This is a genomic window from Novosphingobium sp. SG751A (assembly GCF_013149295.1).
Lineage (GTDB): Bacteria > Pseudomonadota > Alphaproteobacteria > Sphingomonadales > Sphingomonadaceae > Novosphingobium.
Window position 1 is genome coordinate 1 of sequence record NZ_JABGCB010000032.1, and the last position, 25,363, is coordinate 25,363.

General features: G+C 61.5%; 20 protein-coding genes and 1 pseudogene. 9 read left to right on the forward strand and 12 right to left on the reverse strand.

Features of this window, described 5'->3' with window-relative positions; translation table 11 throughout:
• On the forward strand, positions 1-182 hold a 182-nt coding region (locus FHW96_RS26020; RefSeq protein WP_216651049.1), incomplete at its 5' end, for a hypothetical protein.
• Positions 183-468: 286 nt separating this feature from the next.
• On the opposite strand, the gene FHW96_RS24250 is transcribed toward FHW96_RS26020, so the two are convergent.
• The 5 genes from FHW96_RS24250 to FHW96_RS24270 all read right to left on the reverse strand — a co-directional run bounded on the left by FHW96_RS24250 (position 469) and on the right by FHW96_RS24270 (position 7,798).
• Positions 469-2,418 (reverse strand): sulfotransferase, encoded by a 1,950-nt coding sequence (locus FHW96_RS24250; RefSeq protein ID WP_172343142.1) that lies wholly within the window; start codon positions 2,416-2,418, stop codon positions 469-471.
• Between the two features lie 95 nt (positions 2,419-2,513).
• A complete protein-coding gene (locus FHW96_RS24255) occupies positions 2,514-5,030 on the reverse strand; it encodes a TonB-dependent siderophore receptor (protein ID WP_172343143.1) in 2,517 nt (838 codons plus the stop codon).
• 32 nt (positions 5,031-5,062) lie between these two features.
• Complete coding sequence (locus tag FHW96_RS24260; protein WP_172343144.1) at positions 5,063-5,248, reverse strand: hypothetical protein; 186 nt, start codon at positions 5,246-5,248, stop codon at positions 5,063-5,065.
• A gap of 320 nt (positions 5,249-5,568) precedes the next feature.
• On the reverse strand, positions 5,569-7,086 hold the full coding sequence (locus tag FHW96_RS24265; protein WP_172343145.1) for a tryptophan halogenase family protein: 1,518 nt from the start codon (positions 7,084-7,086) through the stop codon (positions 5,569-5,571).
• On the reverse strand, positions 7,076-7,798 hold the full coding sequence (locus FHW96_RS24270; RefSeq protein WP_172343146.1) for a SapC family protein: 723 nt from the start codon (positions 7,796-7,798) through the stop codon (positions 7,076-7,078). Before FHW96_RS24270 ends, FHW96_RS24265 begins: the two co-directional genes overlap by 11 nt.
• Before the next feature lie 72 nt (positions 7,799-7,870).
• Between FHW96_RS24270 and FHW96_RS24275 the strand changes: the two genes are divergently transcribed.
• Positions 7,871-8,857 carry a cupin-like domain-containing protein gene (locus FHW96_RS24275; RefSeq protein ID WP_216651050.1) on the forward strand — a complete coding sequence of 329 codons (987 nt, stop codon included), beginning with the start codon at positions 7,871-7,873 and terminating at the stop codon, positions 8,855-8,857.
• Positions 8,858-8,899: 42 nt separating this feature from the next.
• On the opposite strand, the gene FHW96_RS24280 is transcribed toward FHW96_RS24275, so the two are convergent.
• Complete coding sequence (locus FHW96_RS24280; RefSeq protein ID WP_253951231.1) at positions 8,900-11,806, reverse strand: TonB-dependent receptor; 2,907 nt, start codon at positions 11,804-11,806, stop codon at positions 8,900-8,902.
• Between the two features lie 40 nt (positions 11,807-11,846).
• On the reverse strand, positions 11,847-14,264 hold the full coding sequence (locus FHW96_RS24285; RefSeq protein ID WP_253951232.1) for a glycoside hydrolase family 3 protein: 2,418 nt from the start codon (positions 14,262-14,264) through the stop codon (positions 11,847-11,849).
• A gap of 152 nt (positions 14,265-14,416) precedes the next feature.
• On the opposite strand from FHW96_RS24285, the gene FHW96_RS24290 reads away from it, so the two are divergent.
• Entirely contained in the window at positions 14,417-15,466 is a 1,050-nt protein-coding gene (locus FHW96_RS24290) for a LacI family DNA-binding transcriptional regulator (protein WP_253951233.1), read from the forward strand.
• A 4-nt stretch (positions 15,467-15,470) separates the two neighbouring features.
• The gene (locus FHW96_RS24295; protein WP_172343149.1) at positions 15,471-16,760 is read left to right on the forward strand and encodes an MFS transporter; all 1,290 of its coding nucleotides are present in this window, start codon (positions 15,471-15,473) and stop codon (positions 16,758-16,760) included.
• Here the strand turns inward: FHW96_RS24295 and FHW96_RS24300 are convergent.
• The 3 genes from FHW96_RS24300 to FHW96_RS24310 all read right to left on the reverse strand — a co-directional run bounded on the left by FHW96_RS24300 (position 16,744) and on the right by FHW96_RS24310 (position 21,690).
• Positions 16,744-17,817, reverse strand: a complete 1,074-nt coding sequence (locus tag FHW96_RS24300) for a LacI family DNA-binding transcriptional regulator (protein WP_256432901.1) — start codon at positions 17,815-17,817, stop codon at positions 16,744-16,746. The genes FHW96_RS24295 and FHW96_RS24300 overlap by 17 nt on opposite strands.
• A 109-nt stretch (positions 17,818-17,926) precedes the next feature.
• Positions 17,927-19,108 (reverse strand): alpha/beta hydrolase-fold protein, encoded by a 1,182-nt coding sequence (locus tag FHW96_RS24305; protein ID WP_371815805.1) that lies wholly within the window; start codon positions 19,106-19,108, stop codon positions 17,927-17,929.
• Positions 19,109-19,269: 161 nt separating this feature from the next.
• A complete protein-coding gene (locus FHW96_RS24310; protein WP_253951234.1) occupies positions 19,270-21,690 on the reverse strand; it encodes a TonB-dependent receptor in 2,421 nt (806 codons plus the stop codon).
• Between the two features lie 284 nt (positions 21,691-21,974).
• Between FHW96_RS24310 and FHW96_RS24315 the strand changes: the two are divergent.
• From FHW96_RS24315 to FHW96_RS24325, 4 genes and pseudogenes are all read left to right on the forward strand, one after another.
• Positions 21,975-22,058 (forward strand): annotated as a pseudogene (locus FHW96_RS24315) (transposase); the annotation flags it as partial.
• 284 nt (positions 22,059-22,342) lie between these two features.
• On the forward strand, positions 22,343-22,720 hold the full coding sequence (locus tag FHW96_RS24320) for a hypothetical protein (RefSeq protein ID WP_172343152.1): 378 nt from the start codon (positions 22,343-22,345) through the stop codon (positions 22,718-22,720).
• On the forward strand, positions 22,717-22,851 hold the full coding sequence (locus FHW96_RS26555; RefSeq protein WP_256432902.1) for a hypothetical protein: 135 nt from the start codon (positions 22,717-22,719) through the stop codon (positions 22,849-22,851). The genes FHW96_RS24320 and FHW96_RS26555 overlap by 4 nt, the downstream gene beginning before the upstream one ends.
• Positions 22,852-23,085: 234 nt before the next feature.
• Positions 23,086-23,304 (forward strand): DUF6434 domain-containing protein, encoded by a 219-nt coding sequence (locus tag FHW96_RS24325; RefSeq protein WP_172343153.1) that lies wholly within the window; start codon positions 23,086-23,088, stop codon positions 23,302-23,304.
• Positions 23,305-23,443: 139 nt separating this feature from the next.
• On the opposite strand, the gene FHW96_RS24330 is transcribed toward FHW96_RS24325, so the two are convergent.
• Positions 23,444-23,644 carry a hypothetical protein gene (locus FHW96_RS24330; protein WP_172343157.1) on the reverse strand — a complete coding sequence of 67 codons (201 nt, stop codon included), beginning with the start codon at positions 23,642-23,644 and terminating at the stop codon, positions 23,444-23,446.
• Between the two features lie 354 nt (positions 23,645-23,998).
• On the opposite strand from FHW96_RS24330, the gene FHW96_RS24335 reads away from it, so the two are divergent.
• Positions 23,999-24,754, forward strand: a complete 756-nt coding sequence (locus tag FHW96_RS24335; protein WP_172343154.1) for an SIMPL domain-containing protein — start codon at positions 23,999-24,001, stop codon at positions 24,752-24,754.
• A gap of 83 nt (positions 24,755-24,837) precedes the next feature.
• On the opposite strand, the gene FHW96_RS24340 is transcribed toward FHW96_RS24335, so the two are convergent.
• Positions 24,838-25,311, reverse strand: a complete 474-nt coding sequence (locus tag FHW96_RS24340) for a LysR substrate-binding domain-containing protein (protein WP_253951236.1) — start codon at positions 25,309-25,311, stop codon at positions 24,838-24,840.
• Positions 25,312-25,363 lie beyond the last annotated feature (52 nt).

Consider the following 25,363-nt stretch of genomic DNA (forward strand, 5'->3'; position numbering starts at 1 on the left):
GAGGAGGTTCAGCCGCTACAGATTACACCCAAGGCCGCATGAAAATGCAGCCCAATGGCCACACCAGATTTTACACCACATTGACGGACGTGATCAAGCGGCGGGCATTGCCGTTCAGGAGCGCAAAAGCGGCTCAGGTCCAACAAGCCGAAGCAGCGCGAAACCACAAAGGGACAAAGTAGACATCGGTTGTACGCCACGTTGTCGAGTGCGCGGGAACTGCGATGTCATCAGACTGGCTGCACCTCCTTGGCGATGAGCGCCCGATAGCGAGCCATCAGTCGGCTCTGCGCTTTCCAAGCGAGCTCACAGACCTTTAGCGTGGTCTGCTTGAGGTGCTGCCGGTTTGAAGGGCACCGAGATAACTTTCTTTAGGCTACCCCAAAGGCTGACATAGGCCAGCATCGAGACTGCTTTGACAAACAACCGGTCCTTCCGCGAAAGCCGATGCCAGCTCACTGCTGCCGTTCAGCGCCAGTTTGAATCGACATCCCCCAGAGCTCGTTTCAGCGGTCCGAGAAATATCTCGTAATTACGCCAATGCTCGACGGCAAAACGATAGATTGGCTGACGCACCTGTTCGGAGCTGACGGTTCGCACGGCCCGACGGTTCTCGTGAAAGCGCAGGCATTCCGGCGCGAAATCCACTCCGGCAGCATCCAGCAGCGCCGCAATCTGCGCCTCGGGCTCCGCAACGAGGGACTCGTAGACCTGCGTGTAGATTTTGCCGGGCTGGACCTTGGCGAAATGCCGCATCGCGGACAGATAGAACCGGTAGTACAGGCCCAGTTCCGCCAGATCGTAGGAATAATCGTGGCCTTTGGCGAAGAGTTGCTTGAAACACGAAAATCCGGCAGCCATCGGATGGCGCCGCACATCGATGATCCTGGCATCCGGCAAGATCAACCGGATGAGCCCGACGTGGCGGAAGTTATTCGGCATCTTATCAATAAAGTGGGGCCACCCCAATCGGCGGTGAATCGCTGCCTGCGCCAGATATTCCTCACCAAGCGCCCGCACCTCCGGCTCGGTCAGGCGGGAAACGGCATCCGGGCCTGTGGCCGCCAGGCGACTGGCGATGCTTCCCATATAGGGCAGTTCCATGGTTCCTTCGATATCCGGGTGGGTGGCAAGGATCTGCTCCACCAGCGTCGAGCCTGACCGAGGCAATCCGACGACAAAAATCGGCGCGGCGCTGGCGGCTCCCCAGCCCTGTCGGCGGGCAAAAAAGTCCTCTGAAAAGAGCGTGCTGATGTCGGCGCCCTGTTGCGGATAGTCGGGTGAGGCCGTCTGGCGCTGCCGAACGGCAATCGCGGCTCCTGCGGCATAGTGCTCGAAACTCTCGGCAAAGGCCCCGGCATCCTCAAGCAACCGGCCGAGCGCATAGGACAATCGCATGCGCTCTCGCTCGTCAAGGCACGGGCTTTGCAAAATATGGCGCATCTCGCGCTCATCGGCATCGCAAAGCACACCGATCTTGAGGTTGGCCAGACTCCACCATGCCTCGCCATTCGTCGGTTGCAGGGCGGCGGCCCGGCGGTATGCCGCAATCGCACCGTCGCGGTCGCCGCGCGTGCGCAAAGCGTGCCCAAGGTTCACTGCAATGCGCGGGTTGGCAGGGTAGCGGGCCGCCAGCTCACTCTGAATCGCTGCTGCACCGGCCTCGTCGCCCAACAGCGCAAGGCAGGCCGCCCGCAGATTGCGATAGGCCGGGTTGGCCGGATCCGCCCGCTCCAGCGGCGCCAGTTCCAGCAGGGCCGCTTCGGCCCGCTGCGCCGCGAACAAGGCCCGCGCGAGAGCAAAGAGCAGCGGGGCAAGCTCGGGCTGGATCGTCAGGGCATGGCGCAAGAGCGCCTCGGCCTGTTCATGCGCCCCGGCGACAGAGAGACAGTCGGAAAGCAGGCGCAAGGCTTCGACGTGATCGGGATGGCTTGCCAGATAGTCCCGCAAAACACGCTCGGCATCCTCCCAGTGGCCCAGCGCCACCGCCTCGGCCGCCGCAGCAAGGCGGGCGTCGGCAACGGACAGCCGCGCCAGCCTCGCTTGCGCCTGCGCTTCGGTTACATAGCGCCCTAGCGCAAAGGCCGTGTTCGACAGGGCTTCCCACGCCTCCACCAGCCCCGGCTCCATGGAGACCGCCGCCTCCAGATGCGCGATGCCCTCCTCCTCGCGTCCCAAGAGCGAGAGCGATAGACCCAGTTCGTAGCGCGTGCGGGCGGCACGGGGCCACTTCGCCGCCAGCGCCAAGAGCAGCGGCAAGGCTTCACCCGGCTTGCCCATGCGGCGCAAAGCCGAAGCGAGGATCAGCCGGGGGCGCGGATCGGCCGCGTTTTGCATGACCAGTACCTTCGCCAGTTGGCTTGCCCGCGCGGGATTGTCGGCGAGGGCTGCGGCCGCTTGCTCAACAGGATCGGTCATGCCGCTCTCCGGGCGGGGTCAATTCCCCCGCATGTCCATAGTCTGGCAGCGTGAGGGCTGGCCCGCAACATCATGCGGAACAGCCCCGCCCAGCCTCAGAAGGTGTAGGTAACGCGCGCGTAATAGTAACCGCCGTTGATGCCCCAGGGCGTAAAGGCGATTGCCGCATTGTAGATATTGTTGAGCAGCGGCCGCTGCGTGCCGTTCACGGTGACGGTCGGCATCGTCGGCGCCTGCTTGTTGAACAGGTTGTTCGCGCCCGCGTTGAACCGAAGCCTCGGCGTCAACGCATAGCCGATGTCGAGATCGGTGATGAAGGTCGTGCCGATCCGGACCAGTTGTGCGCTGCTGCCCTGGCCTGAGCCATCAGGACTAAGGTGCTGGCTGGTCACGCCATACATCGTCTCGCGCAGGTTCACCTTGAGCGGCCCATGGCTCCACAGGGCGTTGGCGATCGCCTTGACCCGCGGCGAGGCTGTGGTCAGTGCATCGATCGCATATTGCGTCATCAGCTTCGTCTGCCCCTGACTGGCGTTATAAACAGCGGCAGGCAGGTCGATGATGTTGGTCACCTCGGTCTTGTTGTAGTTCACCCCCAGCGACCAGTCGACGTGATTGGCCTCGCCAAAGTCGCTGGCATAGTTGGCGGTCGCCTCGACCCCGCGCGTGCGGGTGTCGGCTCCGTTGGTGAAGATGTCGATACCGGCATAGGACGTGGCATCGGCGACCGAAATCTTACGCGCCGACAGGGCATCAAGCACGGCCTGGGACACCACAGTGGACCCGTTGGAGCCGAAGATGTCGCCCGAGCCGACGATGCGGTGCTTGATGCTGATCTGATAGGCATCGAGCGTGAATTGCAGCGCGGGCGCAGGGTGAGTCACGATCCCGATCGACAGGTTGGTCGACCGTTCGGGCTTGAGCGGGGAGAAGCCCAGCAATTGCGAGGAAGGCGAGTTCGCCGGGAACTGGCCATAGACATAGCCCGGCCCGACATTGACCGACGAATAGTGCTCTTCGGCCAGACTGGGCGCGCGGAACCCATTGGCAACGGTGCCGCGCAGGGCGAAGGCGGGCGAGAAGTCATAGCGGGCAGTCAACTTGCCCGTGGTGACCGATCCGAAATCGGAGAAATGCTCATAGCGCCCCGCAAGGTCAGTATGCAGACCCGCCACCGGATCAGCGGCGAGATCAACATAGAAGGCATAGCCCGTGCGGCTGAACACACCCGCATCGGTGTCGGCAAAGCCTTGATAGCCCTGACCGCCGCCATAGGCATTGGCGGCCCATTCGCCTTCACCGATGGCATAGCTGTCGCGCCGATACTCGGCCCCCAGAGCGATAGTGACCGGCTTGACGAAGCCCACTTCGAGTTCACGGCTGAGATCGAGATTGGCCGCCCATTCGCTGTTCGACAGTTGGCCATCATAGAAATCGCGCTGCAATCCGCTGAGCGGCGTGGCGCTGGTCGACTGGAGAGCCGAGAAGAGGCCACGGTTGGCCGAGTTCAGCGTGTAGAGCTTCACCGTGTCACGGCCATAGGTGCCCGAGAGGTCATAGTTCCAACCGGCAGCCTTGCCCTTGATGCCGGCGGTCAGCGAGAAGTCTTCCTCGCGGACGCCTTCCTGTGGGGTAAAGCCATTGGGCAAAGGATAAACCGTCACCCCCGTGCTCGTCGTGCCGGAAACCCGGTTCCCGACGCGATAGTTCTGGTTCGAGCGGGCGCTGCGGTTGCCATAGCTGCCGAAAGCATAGAGGTCCGCGCTGCCCAGATTATAGCCTGCGCTAAAGCTCACGTTGTAGATCGTGTAGCGCGCATCGCCGTTGATGCGGTTGACGCGGGGAAAGCCGTCCGATGCCTTGAGACCGGCGACGATGACCGGATTGGTCGCCGTGATGTTGCATTGCGGGTCGAAATAGCGGCGGTCGCAGGTTCCGTGCTGGGTGAAGTCGTGAAACTTGTACTCACCTGTCAGGTTGATGAAGCCATTTTCGCCAAGCTTCATGCCCGCGTTGATCGCAGCCGATACGGTCTTGCCCCCATTCTCGTAATTTTGCCCGCCCGAGGCGGTCAGCATCCCGCCATGATCAGCCGTCTTGGTGATGATGTTGACCACACCGGCAATCGCATCCGACCCGTACTGGGCAGCCGCGCCATCCTGCAGCACTTCCACCCGCTGAATTGAAGCGACCGGAACGAAGCTCAGATCAGTCGTCGCGCTGCCGGAATAGGGGCTGCCACCGGCAACGGCGAGGTTCGCCGTGGTATGGCGACGCTTGCCGTTGATCAAGACCAGCGTTTCGTTCGGGCTGATGCCGCGCAGCGCCGCAGAAAGCGTGAGGTTGGCCGTGTCATTGCCAAAGCCCTGAAAATTCAGCGAAGGCAGCGATTGTGACAGCGCCGGCCCTAGATCAGGCGGGCCCACATTTTGCAGGGCCTGCACCCCGACCACCTGAACCGGCGCTGCGCTGTCCTGCGCACGCATCCCGGTTTGGCGCGTCCCCGTCACGATGATGTCTGCGGCGGGCGGCGGGTTTGTCGCATCGGCCGCATAAGCCGGGGCCGCCGCGCACAGGACAAAGGCGGTGCTCGAAAGGAGATGAAGTTTCATGGTTTGGAACCCTCCCGGGAATGATTTTGGTTTTATTTTTTCGCCGGGCACACCGCATCAGCCATGTCGATGCTTCCCCAAGCACCAATAAGGCTATCTATTTCGCTTTGGAATCCACAGCCGGATATCCATGCGCGCCGCGACACCTTCGGCCGTTTTTGCCGCTGCTCCGGCATGAAGCTTTGTGGTGTAGATTGGCCCGCCGCGATGACGGTCATTGAGAGGCCCTTGCCGCGTTATCGGAACCTGCCCCAGGCTTACCGAAGGCTCTGACAACAAGTGACCCGAAAGTTCATGACCGCTTTACCCACCGCTAGCCCTCCGGCGCGGGCGAATTTTCCACCGCCATGCTCGACCATTACAAACGCATGATCGAGGGATGCCATGCACGCGGTCTGGTTTGCCGCCATGCTCAATGAGCCCAATCTGGCCGGTCTGCTGCCGATTGTCCTGCCTGCCACCATAGGCAGGGCGGAGGTCTACCCATGGTGGCAGGCGCGGCGCGACATACCCATGCGGTGTGATTTTCAGAGGCCTATCACCCCTGACCCAACCAATCCCGGTTGGGCGCCAGAATGCGGCCGAAACGGGCGGCCAGAGCCCGCACCTCCTCCAGATGGTGATGTGGGTTTTCGCCGGTCATGGCCGCGTCCAGCGGCGCGGGATGGCGCATGCCATAGAGGATATATTGATAGCTGGCGGGGCCAAATAGCTGAGAGGTATGCGGGAAATCCCCGCTGATCGGCGGGCGGTTTTGCCAGATCCGCAAATTCTCACGCAGGCTTTCCGGGATCGAGCGTTTGTCACGATTGGCCACCCAAAACGGCTCTTTGCGGTCGCTCAGCACGTAATGCAGTTTGAGGAAGTCGATGGCATCGCGCCATATTTGATCGACCTTGCGGTTAAAACGCATCGCCTCAATCGCCATAACCTCGCGGTCAAAACTCAGGTGTTCGGCCAGATGGTTGGCCGACACTTCAATCATCGCAATGCTGGAGGCTTCGAGCGGCTCGACAAAGCCCGATGAGACGCCGATGGCCGCGCAATTGGCCACCCAGAACCGTTCGCGATAGCCCGAATTGATGGCGATGCGGCGCGGTTCGGCAGGCAAGGCCCGGCCCGAAATCGCGCGGACATAGCGATCAAGCCGCTCGCGCGCTTCGTCGTCCGAACAGTATTGGCTGGAATAGACATAGCCCACGCCGCGCCTTGTGGTGAGGCCTATATCCCAGATCCAGCCGGCCTCCTGCGCCGTGGCCAGCGTGACCGAAGCAATCGGGCTGTCAGCCTCGGGATAGGGCACCTGAATAGCCAGAGCGGTATCGACGAACAGCACATCGCGGCAATTGACCAGCGGCACCTTGTAAACCCGGTCAATCAGCACGCCATGCTGGCCGCTGCAATCAATAAAGAAATCGCCCGCCAACTCGCCATGGCGGGCGGTGTGCAGGGCCTCAATCGCCCCATCGTCATCCATCCGGCAGCCCTCCACATCGTCGGAGAGATAGCGTACGCCCAATCGCGCGATGCAGTGTTCCTTGAGGAAACCGGCCACTTTGCCCGCGTCAAAATGATAGGCATAATTGCCGATGCCCTCAAACTCCGGGCTGCTGCGCGTTTTGGGCGCAAGGCCCGCGCGGCACAGGGCGGTCTGGAAGCAGACGGCCTCGTCGAACCGCGTCGATGGCGCGGCCAGCCATGCCGAGGCCAAATCAACCTCGCCAAAGCGGTGGGGCGGGGTGAAGGGGTGGATATAGCTGTGCTCGCCCGCCGCGCCCTTTTTCCGCCATCCGACGAATTGCGAGCCTTGCTTGAAGGTCGCATCGCAGGCGGCGAGAAAGGCGGCCTCGCCAATGCCCATGACCTGAAGGCTCTGGCGGATCGTGGGCCATGTGCCCTCGCCCACGCCCAGAATGGGCACGCCGGGCGATTCCACCACCGTGATGGTCAGATCCTGACGCGAGGGCAGGCCAAGGCGCGCGGCCAGAATGCCCGCAGTCAGCCATCCCGCCGTGCCGCCGCCCACGATGATGATGGAGCGGGGATCAGCGGGCATGGGGCGCCCTCGCCCGGTTCTTGCGGAGGATGAGATTGGCAATCTGGCCGACGGAAGCCGCCTGTTGATAGGCCCAGCCCAGATAGCCCTGCCGGTGCAGATCGGCCAAGGCATCGGCAGGCAGCTCGGCCAGACGCGCCTCGGCAATGGCAAAGAGGCCCGATGGATGATGGCTGACCCCGCCGCCCAGATCGATCCGCACCTCGACCGGCTCGATCAGGCCCAGCGCATCAAGTGCCGCCGCATAGGCGCTGCCTTGCTGCGCGCCCGTCACCAAGGCCTCGAGCGCATCGATGACCGCCTGCAACCTTTCGGACGGGCGGCCATCGGAAAAGAACAGCACATCGCCGCCCGCGCGGGTGAGACGCGGACTGTCGAGGTCGATCATCAAACTGTTGCGGTCGGGGTTGGCAGGGCTTTGCTGCACGGCAAAGGGGTCGCAGCGGCGCACCAGCGGGACATAGGCCGCATCCCAGCCGTCATCGGCCAGAAACAGGTTTTCCTCCGCCGCAAAACCCAGCATCGCGCCCAATTCATACCCGCCCGTCAGCGGCGAAACGCGGAAAAACAGCGGATAGGAATTGGCCAGAGCGGGAATTTCCGTGGGCACCACCCCCACCATGCCCAGCCCGTCGCCCAAAGACGCGCCATAGCCATTGGCGAGGCGCAGCATGCGATGCTCTGCAAAGTTCAGCGGAACGAAATTTGCCATAATTGATTGACCCATTCCCAAAATATAATATCATTCACGGGAATAGCTTGAAAAGATAATCCCGTGAAAAACATGTCGCAATACTTTGATGTAACGCCGCAAATATTCCTTGAAGAAATTAAGCCGATGGCGCAGCCCGCCGTGTTGAAAGGCGTGGTATCGTCATGGCCTTCTGTTCTGCTTGGTCCTGACGCCCTTCTGGATCATCTTTGCGCCATCGGATCCGATCTTCCCATCCCTCACTTTGTCTGCGATCCGGTTCATCGCGGACGATTTTTCTATGAACCCGGCTATACCAGCTTCAATTACCGCAAGGAACTGACCCCCATCGTCGATTTCGCCGCGCGCCTGCGCGCCGAGGCGGCCCTTCCCTCGCCCTGCGCGCTGTTCGCCGGATCGCTGGCGCTTGCGGGCTACTTTCCCGGCTTTGCCCAGAATCACGACATCACGCCCTTCATCCCGGCCAGCCAGTTTCTGCAATCGATCTGGATCGGCAACCGGACGATGACCGCGCCCCATTATGACAATGTCGAAAACATCGCCTGTGTGGTGGCGGGGCGGCGCAAATTCACCCTGTTTCCCATCGAGCAATTGCCCAACCTCTATATGGGCCCGCTCGATCTGACGCCTGCGGGCCAACCGATCAGCCTTGTCGATATACGCGCGCCCGATTTCGAGCGCTTTCCCCGCTATCGCGAGGCGCAGGCGCATGGCTTGACGGCCGTTCTCGAACCGGGCGATGCGATCTATATTCCGACCCTGTGGTGGCATGGCGTGGAATCGCTCGATAGTATCAATGTCATGGTCAACACATGGTGGCGCGATGTGCCCGCCTATTTCGGTTCGCCGATGAGCGCCTTGCTGTCCGGCCTGCTGACCCTGCGCGATTTGCCCGAGGATCAGCGCAGCGCGTGGAAAGTGGTGTTCGACAATCTGGTGTTCGAAACCAACGGCCCGGCCTTCGACCATTTGCCCGAGGCGGCGCGCGGGGCCTTTGGCCAACTTACCCGGAACAGCGCGGCTCATCTGCGCGAAATGCTCCTGCAGACATTGAGGTGAGAGGCCGGGCCGCCCCAATGAGGCGGCCCGGCCTCTCAAGCCTTACAGCTTGACGCGCACACCCACCTGATAGCGCCCATAGCCCTTGGCGGCATAGAGGAACTGGTTGGTGTAGCGCCCATACTGGCTTTGCGATGCGCCCAGGATGTTGACGGCATCAATGAACACCGTGGCATGGCGGTTGATGTCATAGCTCGCGCTGGCATCAAGCTGGCCATAGGCCGCAGTATAGGTCGGCTGGTTGGCATAGAGCGGCTGGGACAGCGCGGCCAGGAACGCATCGCGATGGTTCCATGCGACGCGGGTCTGGAACCCGTTCTTTTCATAAAAGCCGACGATGTTGTACGACTTGCTCAGGCCGGGCAAAGCGAACTGTTCGAGGATATTGCTGTTGTCATAATGCGCGCCGCCCGCAGGCAGCGACACGTTGGCCTGAAGGCCGAAGCCGGTATCGCCAAACACATACTGGCCCGCAAATTCAAAGCCATGAATGTTGACCGTCGGCCCGTTGCTGGGTTTGGTCAACTGCCATGTGATCAACGGATCGTTGGGCTGGCCGACGAAGGCCTGCTTGCCGGTATCGGCCACCATCTGGGCAAAGATGTTCTGCGGGCTGGCCTGTTGCCCTGCGGCCAGCACCTCGGCCGTTGCCTTTTGCGCCAGTGCGCCCGCCGAGGAATCAGTCAGGCCCGGAATGGTGACATTGCTGGTGGTGTTGGTGATGAAATTTGACACTTGCTTGACGAAATAGTTCGCCGAGAAGTAGCTGTTATTTTTGATATAATATTCGAACGACAGGTCAAAGTTCTGCGACGTGTAGGGCAGCAGGGCCGGATTGCCCGACGAGATCGTGCGGTTGCCGACATGCGGGTTGGCATTGACCACCTGGGTCGAAACCAGCGAGGTCAGATCCGAACGGGTGATCGTCGTGCTGTAGGAGGCACGCGCAACCAGACGCTTGGTGATTTGCAGGCTCATGTCGATGGCGGGCAGGAAGTCATTATAGCTGCTGCCCGCGGTATAGACCTGCGCGCCCGGCAGGAACTGGGTCTGGAACTCGGTGGGGTTGTTCCAGGTGACAGACACCGGCGTCTGCTGGAGGCTGGCCGAGCTCACGCTGGTGTGTTCATAGCGCACGCCTGCCTGAGCCTTGAAACGCATACCGTTGAAATCGGCATCAAACTGCATTTGCGCATAGGCCGAGAAGGTGCGCTCACGGATCAGATTGTCCGTGGCCGGGGTGGTGCCATAGCCATAGCCCGAAGGATAGGCGGGCGCCGGACCCGTGCCGTTGTAATTGGGCAGACCGGCGAGCGCCTGCGAGACAGCCATCGGGTTGAAGCTGTAGAAATAGGGCACAAGAATGTCTTTGCCCCCGCCCGACATGCCGCTCAGCAGCGAGGAGGAATTGACCTTGGTGAAAAGCGACGAGGATAAGGCGCCATCAAGCCGAGGGTCATAATAGCCGTTCGAGATGTTGCCGCTGTTGTAAACGGTAAAGCCCGTCTTGGTCTGCTTATAGTTCACGCCCACCTTGATGGCGCGCAGGCCGCTGTCGCCATTGTTGCGCCATTCGGTTTCCAGCTTGGCCTCATCGACAGCGGTGCGCTGGCGGCTCAGATTGTGCTGGCCGAACAGCGGCGTGATCAGCGAGGTATTGAGATTGTTCACATTATACGGCGACTGGAAGGTCCAGGTCGTCGTGGGGATGGCCGTCTTGGTCGAATCAAAGATCTTGTTGATCGAATAATTCTGATCCTGACCCACAATGTAGAACTGGGACTCGTCGGTCGAATTGTTGACCGAATGATGGGCGTCGGCCGTGATGGTCAGATTGTCGAACGCCTGCCACTTCACATTGCCGCCCAGCGAGCCGAGCTGGTTGCGCTGTTGATCGTCGGTGCCCGTATAGGACAGGTCGGAACCGGCATCGACCAGATTGGTCATCGTGCCGTTCTTGTCGATGGTCGCGCTGTTCAAGGCGCCGCCATAGCCGAACCATGCGCCAAAGCTGTTCTTGAGCGCGTGGTCCTTGTACAGCGCATAGGTGTAGTCAATGGTGCCCACGATCGTGTCGGTCGGCTTGAACTGAAGCACGGCCTGACCGTTGACGCGGGTGCGGTGATGGTTTTCCACCGCCCAGTTGGCATCCTGCGGCGCCCAGGTGGGGCCGTTCTTGTTCGTGCGGTTGTCGGTGATCGCGGCCGTGCCCAGATCGACATTGTTGAGCCATCCGCGCGTGTAGGCCGACTGGAGCTGGCTGTCGCGTTCGGAATAGGAACCGTTGAGCAGAATGCCGATGCGGTCATCGGCAAAAGTGTCGCTGATGAGGCCCGAGACTTCGGGCGTCACATGGAAACCCGAGCGCGAGGTGTCATCCGTGCCCTTAACCTGAGCCGAGGCGCGCAGGCCATTGTGATCGAACGGGCGCGCGGTGTGGATGTCGATGGTCGAACCGATGCCGCCCGAGGCCACATCGGCCCGCCCGGTCTTGAACACATCGATGCCCGACACGCCATCGGCCGAGATATTGGAAAAGTCGAAGGAGCGCGTGCCGCCGGTGCCGCTGCCCGGCATCGAGCGGCCGTTGAGCGTTACCAGATTGAACTCCGGCCCAAAGCCGCGGACGGTGACGCGCGAGCCTTCATTGTTGCTGCGGTCGATCGAAACGCCGGGAATGCGCTGGATCGATTCGGCCAGATTGGTATCGGGCATCTTGCCGATATCTTCCGAGGTGATCGCATCGACCACGCCCTGCGTGTTGCGCTTGATGCCCACGGCATCGGCCAGCGACTTGCGCAGGCCGGTCACGACGATGGCGCCGGGTTCCTCGGCGGCCGGTGTTTGGGCGCCCGTCGCGGCCTGTTGGGCCTGCGCGGCGCTGGCCCCGCAGGCAAGAACGATGGCGACCCCGGCAAGCGAGACCACAGTTTTTTGTATCTTCCTCATGACCATCCTCCTGATAGATGTTTTTCTTCAGAGTTTTTCTTCAGAACTTTGCTTCGGTGCAGCTGGTGGCGGCCCCGCCGGGGCGCACCTCGATCGTGGCGATTTTCATGCCAAGCGGCGCAGCCACGTTCAGATCGACCCCGGCGATGGCGCCGCCCGCCTTGCCGGCCAGACAGACCAGCGGAATATGGGCGGTCTGCCAACCGCGCCCCGCCGCCGCGCGCAGCGTGGGCGCCAGGTCAACCTGCGTACCGCCCGCGCCGGTTTCCGTAATGCCGGCGAGAGTGACGGGGCCGCCCGGCGCCTGATCGATGGTGTAGCGCAGCACGACCTCGCCCGAAGCCGTCCCGGCAAAGGGCTTCATATCGGCTACGGGCCAGCTCAGCCGCAGATCGGCGGGGCCTTTCCAGATCAACTCGCGCGCATCTTCCTGCGCGGAATAGTCAAAGCCCATGATCTTCAATTGCTTGCCCGCGCCCACAAAGCCGTGGAGCAGCGTTTCGTCCGCGCCCTCGCGAATGCTGGCATCGACGCCAGCGGCCAGACGCTTGTGAAACACTTCAAACGTGCCGCTGGCGCTGGCATTGAGCGCCGCGCAGGTTTGGCCCAGCACCGGCAGACGCGGCGCGGGTTGGCGATAGCTGCCGCCATAGTTCACGCCGAACAAAGGCTTGCCGCTGTCATCGCAGGCGGTGGGCCAATGAAACGGCAAACGCCCGGAAAAGTCCGTTTTGCCGCCGATCAGCACATCGGCAATCCCGGCGCCCTCGCTGCCCGGCAACCACGCCGCGACAAAGGCATCGGCAAGCGTCAATTCACGATTGACCCACAGGGGGCGCCCGGACAGCAGCACGGCCACAGTCGGAATATGCGCGGCCTTGAACTTGCGCAGCAGCTTCAGCCCTTCCTCGTCATGCAGCGCATGATCGGGCCGGTCGCCCACGAATTCGGCATAGGGCTGCTCGCCAAACACCACGATTGCCACATCGGGCCGGGCCGAATAGCTGCCATCGCTGGACAGCGTGGCCTTGCCTGCGGCTTTCGCGATGCCGTCATAGATCGATGTCGCGCCGGGGAAATCGGCATTCGTCAGATCGCCGCCGCCCTGCCAGGTGATCGTCCAGCCGCCCGCCGCCTGCGCGATATTGTCCGCCGCGTGCCCTGCGACAAGAATGCGAGCCGAGGATTTGATCGGCAAAACGCCATTGTTCTTGAGCAGCACAAGCGACTTGGCCACCGCCTCGCGGGCCACGGCGCGGTGATCGGGCGAACCCAGCAACTCCCACTTCCCCGCCAGCTCACGCTGTGCGGGCGCCGGTTTGTCGAACAGCCCATCGTGCAGCTTGACCCGCAGCACGCGCCCCACCGCCTCATCAAGACGCGCCATGGGGATCGTTCCGTCACGCACCTCGCGCAGCAGATTGTCATAAAGGGCGCGCCAGTCATTGGGCACCATGAACACGTCCAGCCCGGCCAGCAGCGATTTCGGGCAATCGCTGTTGCTGCATCCCGGCACCTGGCCATGCGCATTCCAGTCGCCCACCAGCAGCCCGTCAAAACCCATCTTGCCGCGCAGCAGATCGGTCAGCAGCGCCTTGTTGCCATGCATCTTTTCGCCGTTGATGCTGGAGAACGAGGCCATCACGGTCTGCGCGCCCGCCTTGATCGCGGGGAGATAGGCGCTGGCGTGGGTAGCGATGATCGTGTTCAGATCACCGCGCGTATCGCCCTGATCGACACCGCCCGTGCCGCCATCGGCAAAGAAATGCTTGATGCTGGCCAGCACATGACGCTGATCGAGGAAATTCTTGGTGCCCAGCTGACCCTGCAGACCCTCGACCTCGGCCACGCCCATACGGGCCACCAGCGCGGGATCCTCGGAAAAGCTTTCGTATGAGCGGCCCCAGCGCGTGTCCTTCACCACTGCGAGCGTCGGCGCAAAGGCCCAGTCGATGCCGGTGACCGCGATCTCTTCGGCCGTGGCCGCGCCGATCCTCTGCACCAGAGCCGGATCATGCGCCGCGCCCAGCCCGATATTGTGCGGAAACAGCGTCGCGCCGATGATGTTATTGTGCCCATGCACCGCATCCGTGCCCCAAAAGGGCGGGATGACCGGCTCACCTGACGGCAACGGCTCGGTGCCCGCGCGATACATCGTATCGGCCAGCGCCAGCCATGCCGGAGCCAGAGCCTTGTCATTGCCGCCGGGGCCGGAATTGCCACCGTTCAGGATCGTGCCAAAACGATAGCGGCGCATGTCCTCGGGCGTGATCGAGCCGATGTCGGGCTCGATGAGCTGCGCCACCTTATGCTCGACGCTCATATGGGCGAGCAGATCGGCAATGCGCTGCGCTTGCTGGTTTTGCTGCTGTGTCTGCGCCGCAACGGGCATCCCCATCGCCATAGCAGCCAGACTCAGGCCGCAGATCAGCCCCTTGCGGGCCCATTGCCGGTTCATTGCGCTCTCCCTTGCCGCCGCATTGGCGGCCGACTCATTGTGCGAATGAGCGAATAGCCAAGATTGAGAGCGTTCACAACATATTTTGTGAACGCTCTCAATTGACTTGCGATGACGCCCCTTTGTGGGGATAACCGCCCAAAGGGACAAAGATGCACAAACCTGCCAAAGTGACGATTGAAGATGTTGCCGCCGCCGCCGGTGTCTCGCGCCAAACGGTGTCGCGGGTCATCAACAATGGCCCGAATGTCAAACCCGCCGTGCGCCAGCGGGTCGAGGCGATGGTGGAGCAACTGGGCTATGTGCCCAACCTGTCGGCGCGGCGGATGGGGGGGGCGCGTTCCTATCTGATCCTTTCAATCAACGACCGCGCGCGCACCTTTGAAAACTGGACGTCGGGGCGAGGCAATGACTGGGTCGACCAGATGCTCTATGGCGGCATGAGCGAATGCGAGCGCCACAATTACCATATGGTGCTGGAATTGATCGACACCGATGCGGGCACGACGATCCCCCAGATCGCCCGCGCGGTGGGTTCCCTGCGCCCCGATGGCGTGATCCTGACCCCGCCGCATTGCGACAATCTGGAACTGGTGGCCTGGCTGGAGCGGCAGGGAATTCCCTGCGCCCGCGTGGGCCATTACGAAGGCGGCAATTTCGTCGATGTCTATATGGATGACGAAGGCGCGATGCGCGAAGTCACCCGCCATCTGCTCGATCTGGGCCATCGCTCGATTGGCTTCCTTGCCGGGCCGCTCAATTACGGCCCCTCGCAAAAACGCCGCAAGGCCTTTCGCGAGGCTTTGGCCAAGGCCGGGATACCGCCCGAAGACGGGCCGATCGGGGCGGGCAATTTCTATTTCGACATGGCGGTCAACGTGCTTGAAACCATGCTGGCCGCGCCAAGCCCGCCCACCGCGATCATTGCCGACAATGACAAGATGGCCTTTGCCGCGCTCCATGTCGCGGCCGACCGCGGCCTGAAAGTGCCCGATGACCTTTCCGTCATCAGCTTTGAGGATACGCCCGGCGTGCGCTTCAGCGTACCGCCGCTCACCGCGATCCGCCAGCCCACCGCCGCCATGGTCGGCAAGGCCTGCGCGCAACTGATCGCCCTGTCGAAGGGCGAGGAAGGCATGGGCGCTTTCGAACTGCCCTATGAATTCGTTGTGCGCGCCACCACCAAAGCGCCGCGCGGCTAAACCGATGGTCCGCAAAAGGCCCCTGTCGGCGGGCGAGGCGCTCTATGTTCTGGCCTTTCTGGGCGCCAATATAGCGTTTATGCCCTTTCTGGTGCTGCTTCTGCCGCGCCGGGTGGCCTCAATCGGGGTCGCGGCAGGGGGCGAACATCTGCTTGGCATGCTGGTGCTGGCGGGCGGGATCACCGCCAGTCTGGCCAATATTGTCGCGGGGCAGATCAGCGACCACGCTATGACCCGCCGGGGCAACCGGCGGCGGGCTATCGCGGGCGGTCTGGTCTGCCTGTTGGCCAGCTATGGCGTGCTGGCCTTTTCATACAGCCCGGTGGTGCTGGCCTTGGGTGTCATTGGTTTTCAGATAGCGGTCAATCTGTTGCTCGGGCCGATGGGACCGCTGATCGCGGATTATATTCCCGATGAGCGCAAGGGGCACATTGCCGGGTTCCTGAATTGCGGCGTACCGGTGGCCAATGGTTCGGTGGCCATTATCGCATGGGCCGCGCCGGTCGATGGATCGGCCGGTTTTGCCCTCACCATGGCGCTGATCGTCGCCTGTGTTTTGCCGCTGCTGGTCTTCTGGCCATTTGGAGCGCCTTTAAAGCCGCAGGCCGAAACCATGCCGGTAAGCGGTCCCGGCCCCCTCCCCCTGCGCAATCTCGCACTGGCATGGTCGGCGCGGTTTTTGTTGCAGCTTGGCGCGGCGATGCTGACCAATTATCTCTATCCCTATGTCGCCTTTCTGATGCAGGGGCCGATGGCGGTCAGCCGGTTGACGGCCGATGCGGCGGTGGGCTGGCTCTCGCTTTGGGCCGCGCTGGCCGCCTGTTGCGGCGCGGTGGCCTTTGGCCGCTGGTCCGACAGGCTGGCCGACCGGCGCAGTCTGATGATCGGCAGCGCGCTGCTCGCCGCGCTGGCCCTGACCGGTTTTGCCATGGCGCCGGGATGGTGGATGCTGCCGGCGGCCTATGCGCTGTTCCATCTGGCCCAGGCGGCGTTTTTCTCGGTCGAGGCGGCGTTTGTGGCCGAGATGATCACCGCCTCGCGCCAAAAGGGGCGATGGATGGGCTATATGAACCTTGCCAACACCATGCCCGCGATCCTCATCACCTTGCTGACCATACAGGCCAGTCAACGCAGCTTGCTAGATTTTGCCATGCATCTTGTGCTGCTGGTTTGCGCCTCTGCCTGCGTCATCGCCGCAGGACTGTGTTTTGCCATGCGCGATCATTTGAGTTTTACGTCCAGCCAAGCCGCAAGCCCGGCCAGCCAACCCAATCCGATCAGGCCGATTCCCTGATGGAAAGCGAATAAGGCACGATAAAGTCGCCTTTTTCCCAGGGCGCGCTGATCGGCCGGTCGGTGATAAGCGACACGGCTTTCCGGGCGATGGCATCAAGGGGCTGGCGTACCGTGGTCAAGGACGGGCTGAGGAAATGGGCCAGACCGACATCATCAAAACCGGTGATCGCCAGTTGATCGGGCATGGAAATGCCCTTGGCATGGGCCACGCCGATCGCGCCCGCCGCCATGTCATCGTTGAGCGCCACAATCGCATCGGGCCGGTCGGCCATGTCCAGAAGGTGCTGCGCGGCCAGCCTGCCCGAGGTGAAGGTGTAATCGCCGGTCACCACCCAATCCTCGCGCACCTCAATCCCATAGGCGAGGCAGGCGTCGCGGAAGGCCTGCATGCGCACGGCGCAGTCCAGATGGGCGGGGTGGCCGGTAATCAAGGCGATCCGCCGCCTGCCCCGATCAACCAGCAGCTTGACCAGATCAAAGATCGAGGTTCGGTTGTCGAAGCGCACGGTCGCCATATTTTCAAACGGGGCGATGGTCAGAATGGCGACAGCCGGGATCGACAATCCCTTGAAGTAATCAGATTTGTCCAGATATTCACCAAAGGGCGGCGGCAGGATCAGCGCCTGCGCACCCTCTTTGATCAATTCCTCGGCGGCCCGCTCCGTATGATCGGGCAAGGCGCGGGCCACATCGCGGCTCAACAGATGCAGCCCCTTGTTCGCCATCGCCAGCGCAATGGCCCGCACCGTTGCATTGACATAAAGGCTCTCGATCCGCGCGCTGAACTGGAGAAAGCCGATGTTGTTGATGGCGCGGCCCTGAAGCCGAAGGGAATGTTCGCTGGGCTTGTAGCCCACTTCCTCGATGATACGCTGCACGCGTTCGCGCGTTGCCTCGCTCACCCGGCCGCGGCCATGAAACACGTTGGAGACGGTCATGGGGGACACGCCTGCGCGTTCTGCAACAGCAAGGATGTTAACGCCGGTCGATGGCTTGCGAGGTCTGGACACGAATCTTACTTTGCAGGATGCGCTCTCTTGCGTTTTCCATGCCATGATCGCAAGTTCCGTTTTAAAAATCAGACCTGACGCCTCCCTTCATCAGGCCTGATCCCGCGTCAGTTCGCCTTACTGGCGCGAAACGACTGTATTACCGGCCCGAATTTTACGGGCTGGAAGCCCCTTTGCCGCGAAACAGTTTAGGCGCGAAATCGGCCAGATAATCGCGCCAGTTGAGCCAGGTGTGCCCCCCATCGCTTTCATGATAGGTATGGGCGATATGGAAAGTGTCGAGCACGCGCCGGGTCGGGGCGGCGCTGGCATAGAGGAAATCCTCACGCCCCATCGCGTAATAGACCAGATGCATCGAGCGCGCCGCCTGCGTCAGCGCGGCGGCATGGTCACGCGCATAGGCATCGACCTGCGCCTGATCGACGCCCAGCCCCATGCCGATCCCCAGGCCCATCGAAAACACCCCGATCCAGTGGAACGTGTCGGGCCGGGTCAGCCCTTCGCGCAGAGTATGCGAACCACCCATCGACAATCCCGCCATGGCGCGCGCATCGGCCTTGGCAATCGTGCGATATTCATGGTCGACATAGGGGATGACATCATCCACCAGATCACGTCCGAAATCGTGATTGGCCGCCATCGGCACGCCGGGCCGGTCGGGCGTATGCCCCGCAGGCATGACAACGATCATCGGCTTGGCCCGGCCAGAGGCGATCAGCCGGTCTAGAATGACATGCGCCTGCCCCACGCTGGTCCAGCTGTCGTCGCTGTCGCCCGCGCCATGAACCAGATAGAGGACCGGATAGCGGGCGGCATCGCGCATATAGCCGGGCGGGGTGTAAATATGCATCCGGCGCGGCGCGTTGAGCGATTTCGACCAGTAGTTGACGGTGGTCACCGCGCCATGGGGCGTGGCCGCATCCCATTGCTGGAACGTGGCCGCCGGGCCATCCACCTGCACCACGCTCTCTATGCCGTTGCGCGTTTCCGACCAGCGGTCCGACAGCGGATCGGCCACTTTGATGCCGTCAACGCGAAAACTGTAGCGATAGGTCCCCGCCGCCAGCGGAATCGTCGTCGTGCCGCTCCACAGGCCATTGGCCTCGCGGGTGAGTTGCAGGCCCTTGGGGCCGGTGGGGGCAAAGCTCATCGGAATGGCGGCCCCCGCATCGGAACTGGTGACAATCACCTGCCGCGCATCGGGCGCGCAAAGGCGAAAGGTGATCCGCCCATCGGCCAGCACCTGCGCCGAGGAATAGGGCACCGGCATGCCGACAAACCACGGCGTATGTGCGCAATCCGGCGCGCCGGGCGGCGGAGAAGGGGCGTTGGGCACGGAGGCAATTCCCTGAGCATAAAGGGGAGAAGCGTTGAGCAGGCCAAACAGGGCGGCATACAAAAAGCGGGTTGAGAACACGCAATGGCCTTTCACGGGCGGGAAGGGAATGGCTTGCAACGCGCCGTGGCCACCGCTGCGGCGGCCACGGCGCGCGCCCATCAGAACTTCAGACGCATCTGCACACCCATGGTGCGCAGATCCGGCAGAGCGGCATGCAGCGCCGAATAGGCGGCAAAGTGGAAGGCATTGGGATCAATGGTCCAATTGTCGTAAATGCCGGTGATAGTGCGATTGTTGAACAGGTTGTTGGCAAACAGCTCAAGGGTGACATCACCCTTGGTCATACCGACGCGCGTGTTGAAAATATGCAGATCGCGCGTGCGCGTCACATTGGCCGCCGAGGCCCACACGCCGGATTTGAAATTCCAGTCGGTGCGCCAGAACCAGCGGGCATCCTTGATCGGCGCAAAGGCCCCGCCCAGTGTGACGCCCACATTGGCCGAATATTTCGAGGCCAGCGGCATTTCCTTGCCCCGGAAATCGGTGATGCCTGTCAGCGTGGTCAAAGTCGGGTTGGCATAGCGGTTGATACGGCTGCCATTATAGGCCCCGGCAGCATCAATCGAGACCAGATCATTGACCTTCCACAGCGCCTGCGCCTCGGCGCCGAACAGATCGACCGAGCCGGTATTGGCCACGCCGCCAACAAAGTCATAGGCGTTGGACGCACTGTTATACACCGCCTGATAGATGGTGTTCATCTGATTGCGCCACAGCGAGTAATAGCCCGCAAGCTGATAGCGGATCGCGCCATCGGCCAGCTTGCCCTTCAGGCCGATTTCGTAATTGGTGATCTTTTCCGGATCGACCGCCATCTTCAGCCCGGCCGCGGCCAGACTGGCCTGAATCGAGGGGGTATATTGCAGGAAGGCGCTGTTGAACTGGCCCGGATTGACGCCCAGCGACACTGAACCATAGACCATCATATTGGGATTGATCTGATAGTTCACGATGCCGCGCGGCAGGAAGTTCTTATAGGACTTGCTGAGCAGCACCGAGAAAGGCGCGAAAGTGCCGTTCACGGTCGTGAGCGAGGAATTGTTCTGATAGGCGGTGATGGTGTCGATCTGATACCGCCCTTCCAGATTGAGCGAGAGGCGGTCGGTGGCATCCCAGGTGATGCCGAAAAACGCGCCAAAGTTGCGCGCGCGGCTGCGCCCGCCCTGGCTGAACACCGGATCGCCCGCCGAGGAGAACGAGAAGTAGCCGCCCCCGCCGCGCGATTCCGCGTCCAGCCAGCTTACGCCCACAACGCCGCGCACGGCGCCATATTTATAGGCCACGCGCCCTTCGAGCGAATAGTCCTGCTGGGCCGAGTCGATGTAATAGGGATAGGAATAATAGCTGGGATTGGCCGAGGGGTTGGACCCGAAAGCCTTCGACGGATTGGCAAACTGCGTGAAATCCAGAAGCGGCAGATCGGTGAGCTGGCTCCAGTCCTCATGGTTGTAACCGGCAAGCACCGTGGCGGTCAGATGCGGGTCGATCACATATTCCGCCGTGCCATGCACATGCTGGGTATGGCGCAGCAGGCCAAAGCCCTGCACGCCCACCGAAGGTTGAACCACGCGGTTCGGGCTGGCGGTATTGAGGAAATTGCGAATCCAGGCATTGTTGGTGGTCATCGCCCCCACCGGATTGACCACACCCGGCGCCGCGCCGCAGAAATAGGGATTGCCGTTCATCACGCAATTCGACTGGCTGACATAGGTCACGCCGCTGCCGTTCGTGACATTATACGCCAACAGACGCGTCTGAGCCGAAGGGCCATCATCATCGCTGGCAATCATGCCGAACAGTTTGACGGTCAGGCTGGTCGAGGGCTTGGCCACCAGATAGAGCGTGCCGTTGGTGCTGGACTGATCGCCCAGCATCTGGCCAGTGGCGGCGTTCTGCCACGAGCCGCCCTTTTGAAAACGCCCAACCGTGGCGCGGAAGGTCAGCCAGTCGGTCACCGGCCCTTCGATAGCGCCCTGAACGCGCAGGTTGCGGCACGTGCCATACATGCCGCTCACACTGGCATGCCAATCCTTGCCCGGCTCCTTGTTCACGATGTTGATGGCGCCGGCAAAAGTGTTGCGCCCGAAATAGGCAGCCTGCGGGCCTTTGAGCACTTCAATCTGCGCCGGGTCGGCAATGGTGCTGAGCGCGGTGGGCGAGGATACCGAAACGCCGTCGATGAAGATCGAGGTGGTGACGGCTGTGGCCGAGGTCGGCGTGAAACCGCGCAGGTTAACCTGCTGGAACGAACGGTCGGCATGGCCTCCACCGCTGCTGGCGGTGGCAATGTTGATGCCGGGCGTGGCATTGGCGGCATCGGAAACCGTGGCAACGCCCCGCGCTTCCAGATCGGCCGAGGTCAGGGCGTTGACCGTCACCGGCACTTTGAGGATGTCTTCGCGGCGCTTGCGGGCCGAAACGATGATCTCGCCCTTGGCGGGCGGGGCTTCGGCGCCGGCTTTTTCCGGGCCGCGCGCGCTGGCATCTTCCGCACGAACGGGCTGGGAAAGCAGGGTCATGGCCAAAGCCAGACCTGATGTTGCGATTCCCGCGGCGCACTTCCTGTGATTTTTCATGTTTTCCCCTGTATTTTGCAGCTTTGCCGCCATGTCCTCGTCCGTGATCGATGTTTCCTACCCGCCCTCGGGGCTTCCCTTGGGCGGCGATTGGATGGCCGATCTTACGTGTACGAGATTTGATTTAAGGCTAAATCAGACAGTGTAGGCTCTTCGCCTGCCGGATAGAGGCGGCGGCGAAAGGGGAAAATAAGGGGAAAAAATACGCGGTTTGGCGAGGTTGGCGCGCATGTCTGCCAACGTCGGAAGTTTGTCGGAAGCATGGGCTGAGCACGGCCACCTTCTACAAGTTGAAGGCCAAATACCAGGGCCGTTCGTTTGATGGTGATCGTGCTGTGAACGGCTATCCCCGCGGCTGAAAGTACGAATTTAACATATCGCATATTGCCGCTTTGGAACTGAGGTTGATCGGGTCCCGGCCTGTTGATGCAGTTGCTTCGGACTGCTGGCGCTGATGGGGTCCGAGAAACAGCAATGTTCGAAATTTCCGAACATATCGTTCAAATTTAATCGGCTGTTTTGGGGGGCTGAATTTCGCCATTGACGCCTTGTCACGCAGGATAACCGCACACTCCTGACGTAGAGGAGCATTCTCATGGCTTATCTGGATCTCACGCAGGGTTTTATCTCAACCGGCCCCGCCGAAGCCCGATCTGCGCAGAATTCGCGGTTCGCCCCTGCGCTCACAAAGCTTGAGCGATTGGCCATCCACATCGCCCGGAGCGATGGGATCGACAGTCTGGCACAGGCCGAGCGCGGCAACCGTTTCACGCGTTGGCTGTTCAGGGCGGATCGGCCCAATCCACTGGCCGATCCGCGGCTGGAGGCATTGCGGCGCTATGCTGTCCTGCTACGCTTGCGCGGTGACGCCCTGCCTGCCGATGAAACGCGCCGTTTGCTTGACGCCGGTGTTGACCGAGAAACACTGAACGAGGTCCATCATCTCGTTTATCGTACGGCTTCTCAGTCATGACCTGGTTGCCCGTGATGCTCACCCTCTTGGGTTTTAACCCGATGCAGACCGCACAAATCACCGCCACACTTGATGCCATCCACGCCACGGGCTGGGGCGCCCTGCGTCGGCGCCAGTTGGACGTTGAATAGCTTCTTACTTTGACGCCAAGCCTGAAGGGAGAGTATTAGCGCTTCGCAAAACATATGATGCCACCATGGAGCGCGCGCTGGTTTTGGTAGTGGCGGCAAATTCAGATCATGTCGCTGGCGCGCTTACGGCGGCTATCGCCATTGCCTCGCAAGATCCGATCTTTACATGATGAGCCTATGTCGCGGTACGACGCTTGAACGCAGCGGTTCCAACAAACAAGTGAGGAAAAAACGATGGCAGGCTTCGATTGGCACGGCGGCGTTATCGAAGAAACCACACCGGTGGACCAGAACTACCGTAACACACAGAATGCCAGACGGTTTTTCGTAGCTGTCTGCGGAACCTCTTTCACCTTCGACCGCAAATTCATGGCTTATCTCAAAAACGGGCAAGCAAAGACAATGGGCGACGCGGCGCGAAAATGGATAGACTGTCGAAATTCACCGCAATAAGCGCCCGCGCCAAGCCCTGATACCGGTCTTGCGTTGCCAATTTTACCCGGCTGAACCCATGACCGGTTCCGACTTCCCGATCAAGGAGCCGGGAATGTCCGGAAAGCCGGCGCTTTCGGCCAAGCACGGCAGCTGGTGCTTATCCTTTGGGCGTTACCCAGACTTCCACTGGAGTGATGAACTTGCCCGGTGCTGGCTTGCCGACATGGACACGGTCGGCCGTAACCTGTTCACCCGTTTCGAGATGGAGCGTCACCCAGGGCTTGGGCATGCGCTCGAACTTCATTTTTTGAATGGCCAAGCCCGTCGACGAATTCATGATGGTTGCAATGATACTCATGGTTTGCGCCGCTACCGTCATAGGCACTCTTGGGTCTACACCCAGGCAGAAATTAGCCCCAACTTTTCTGAACCATCGATCGCTATGGGCAAATCTTATCGGGTCGCCAAACGTCAACTTAGGCGGCGCTCCCAGCGATAGAACGCTTTGTTCGGGAGCCGACAAATGCCGATCAACTGCCGCCATGGAGTGATTGAGGTGTGGCCGTCGGCTTTTGTCAAAACTCGTCAATATATTATGAGCGGCATCTGAACTTCTTGCGATTGATTCGCAAAGTGCGTTAAAGTGCTATGGAACGCCGACACATCAGGTCGTCAAGCTTGGACGACGGTGTTCGATGACTGGAGAGGTTTTATGCGCCGCTTTGCTGCTGTTCTTCCGATGCTGATGTCCTGCGCGGCGATGGCGCAAACCGGCGAGGATGCGCGTCCCCGGATTGTCGTCACCAGTGCCGCGACGATTCCCAGCCCTCCCGACCGCGCCGTTGTCAGCTTCTCCGTTCATGGCGAGGGCACAACCAGTGACGAGGCCGTCCGCGCCATGGTGGCGAAACGGGACGCTATCGAGAAGGGACTGGCAGGGATCTCCGCCGGGCCCGACATCCGCGCTGCGCAGATCGGGATCGCCGAGGTGCGCGGGCGTGACTGTAACCGCAACAGTTACGGTAATCCGCGTCTATCAACTGGCGAATGCGCGATTGTGGGCTATACCGCCGACCTCCAGATGGAGGTTCGCACGGCGGCGGTAAACGAGGCCGGCACGATGGTATCGCTAGCCGGCCGTCTCGGCGCGACCAATCCCCGCATCGACCGCTTCTTCCTCGCCGAGGACAAGGAGATCCGGCGGCGCGGGGTCGCTGAGGCGCTGGCTGAAGCCAAGCTTCAGGCGGAAGCCATCGCACACGCCTCCGGCGTCAGGCTGGGCGGCATCCTCAGCGTTTCCAATCTCAGCTTTAATGGCCCCGGCCCGTATGATGAGATCGTTGCTACGGCGCAGCGGGTCGGCGCGCCGCTCCCGCCTCCACCCCCGCCGCCGGTCGTGGTTGGGCTGAAGCCGCGCGCGATCGAAACGCTGGTGAAGATACAGGTGGTCTACGCGATCCAACCCTGACCATCAGACGTCCTCATTGCGGTTGGCAGGCGGCGGCTGTCGGGCAGATTTTGCTGAAAGCCAGCCCTCAACGCACAAGTACGTCATGTTAACGACGCCGCGTTGAGCTCCTGTACGAAGAGTTCGAGCGTGGCGATAAATGCCCGCGCAGCAGCCGAGCGATAGCCGCCTTCTCGCTGCAGCAACACTACCCGGCGTTCATCTATCGCCGGAAGAAGGGGGCGAAATCGCAGGTCGTCTCTTTCAAATGCGACGGCATCAGGAAGAATCGTCACGAGTGAACTGGATCTCACAAGTTCGATGAGTGTCGTCATCGAACTTGTTTCTATGACGACATTCGGCTTGATCCCGTGCCGCTTGAAATGCCTGTCGATGGTTTGGCGGGTGGCGAAAGTCCGGTTCAGTAGGACCATCTCCTCTTTCTCGATGCCCGCAACATCGATGGATTCGTTCGTCATTACCGCGTGATCGTATCGGCCGACTAACGATAATCGCTCCGTGTGCAGAGGTTGTGCGTAAGCGCGCAAAGCCCTGCACCTGTTCACTGATATCGTCATGATTGATTGTGTCCACGAGGAGATCGTGGACACAATGGCATTGGATGACGGG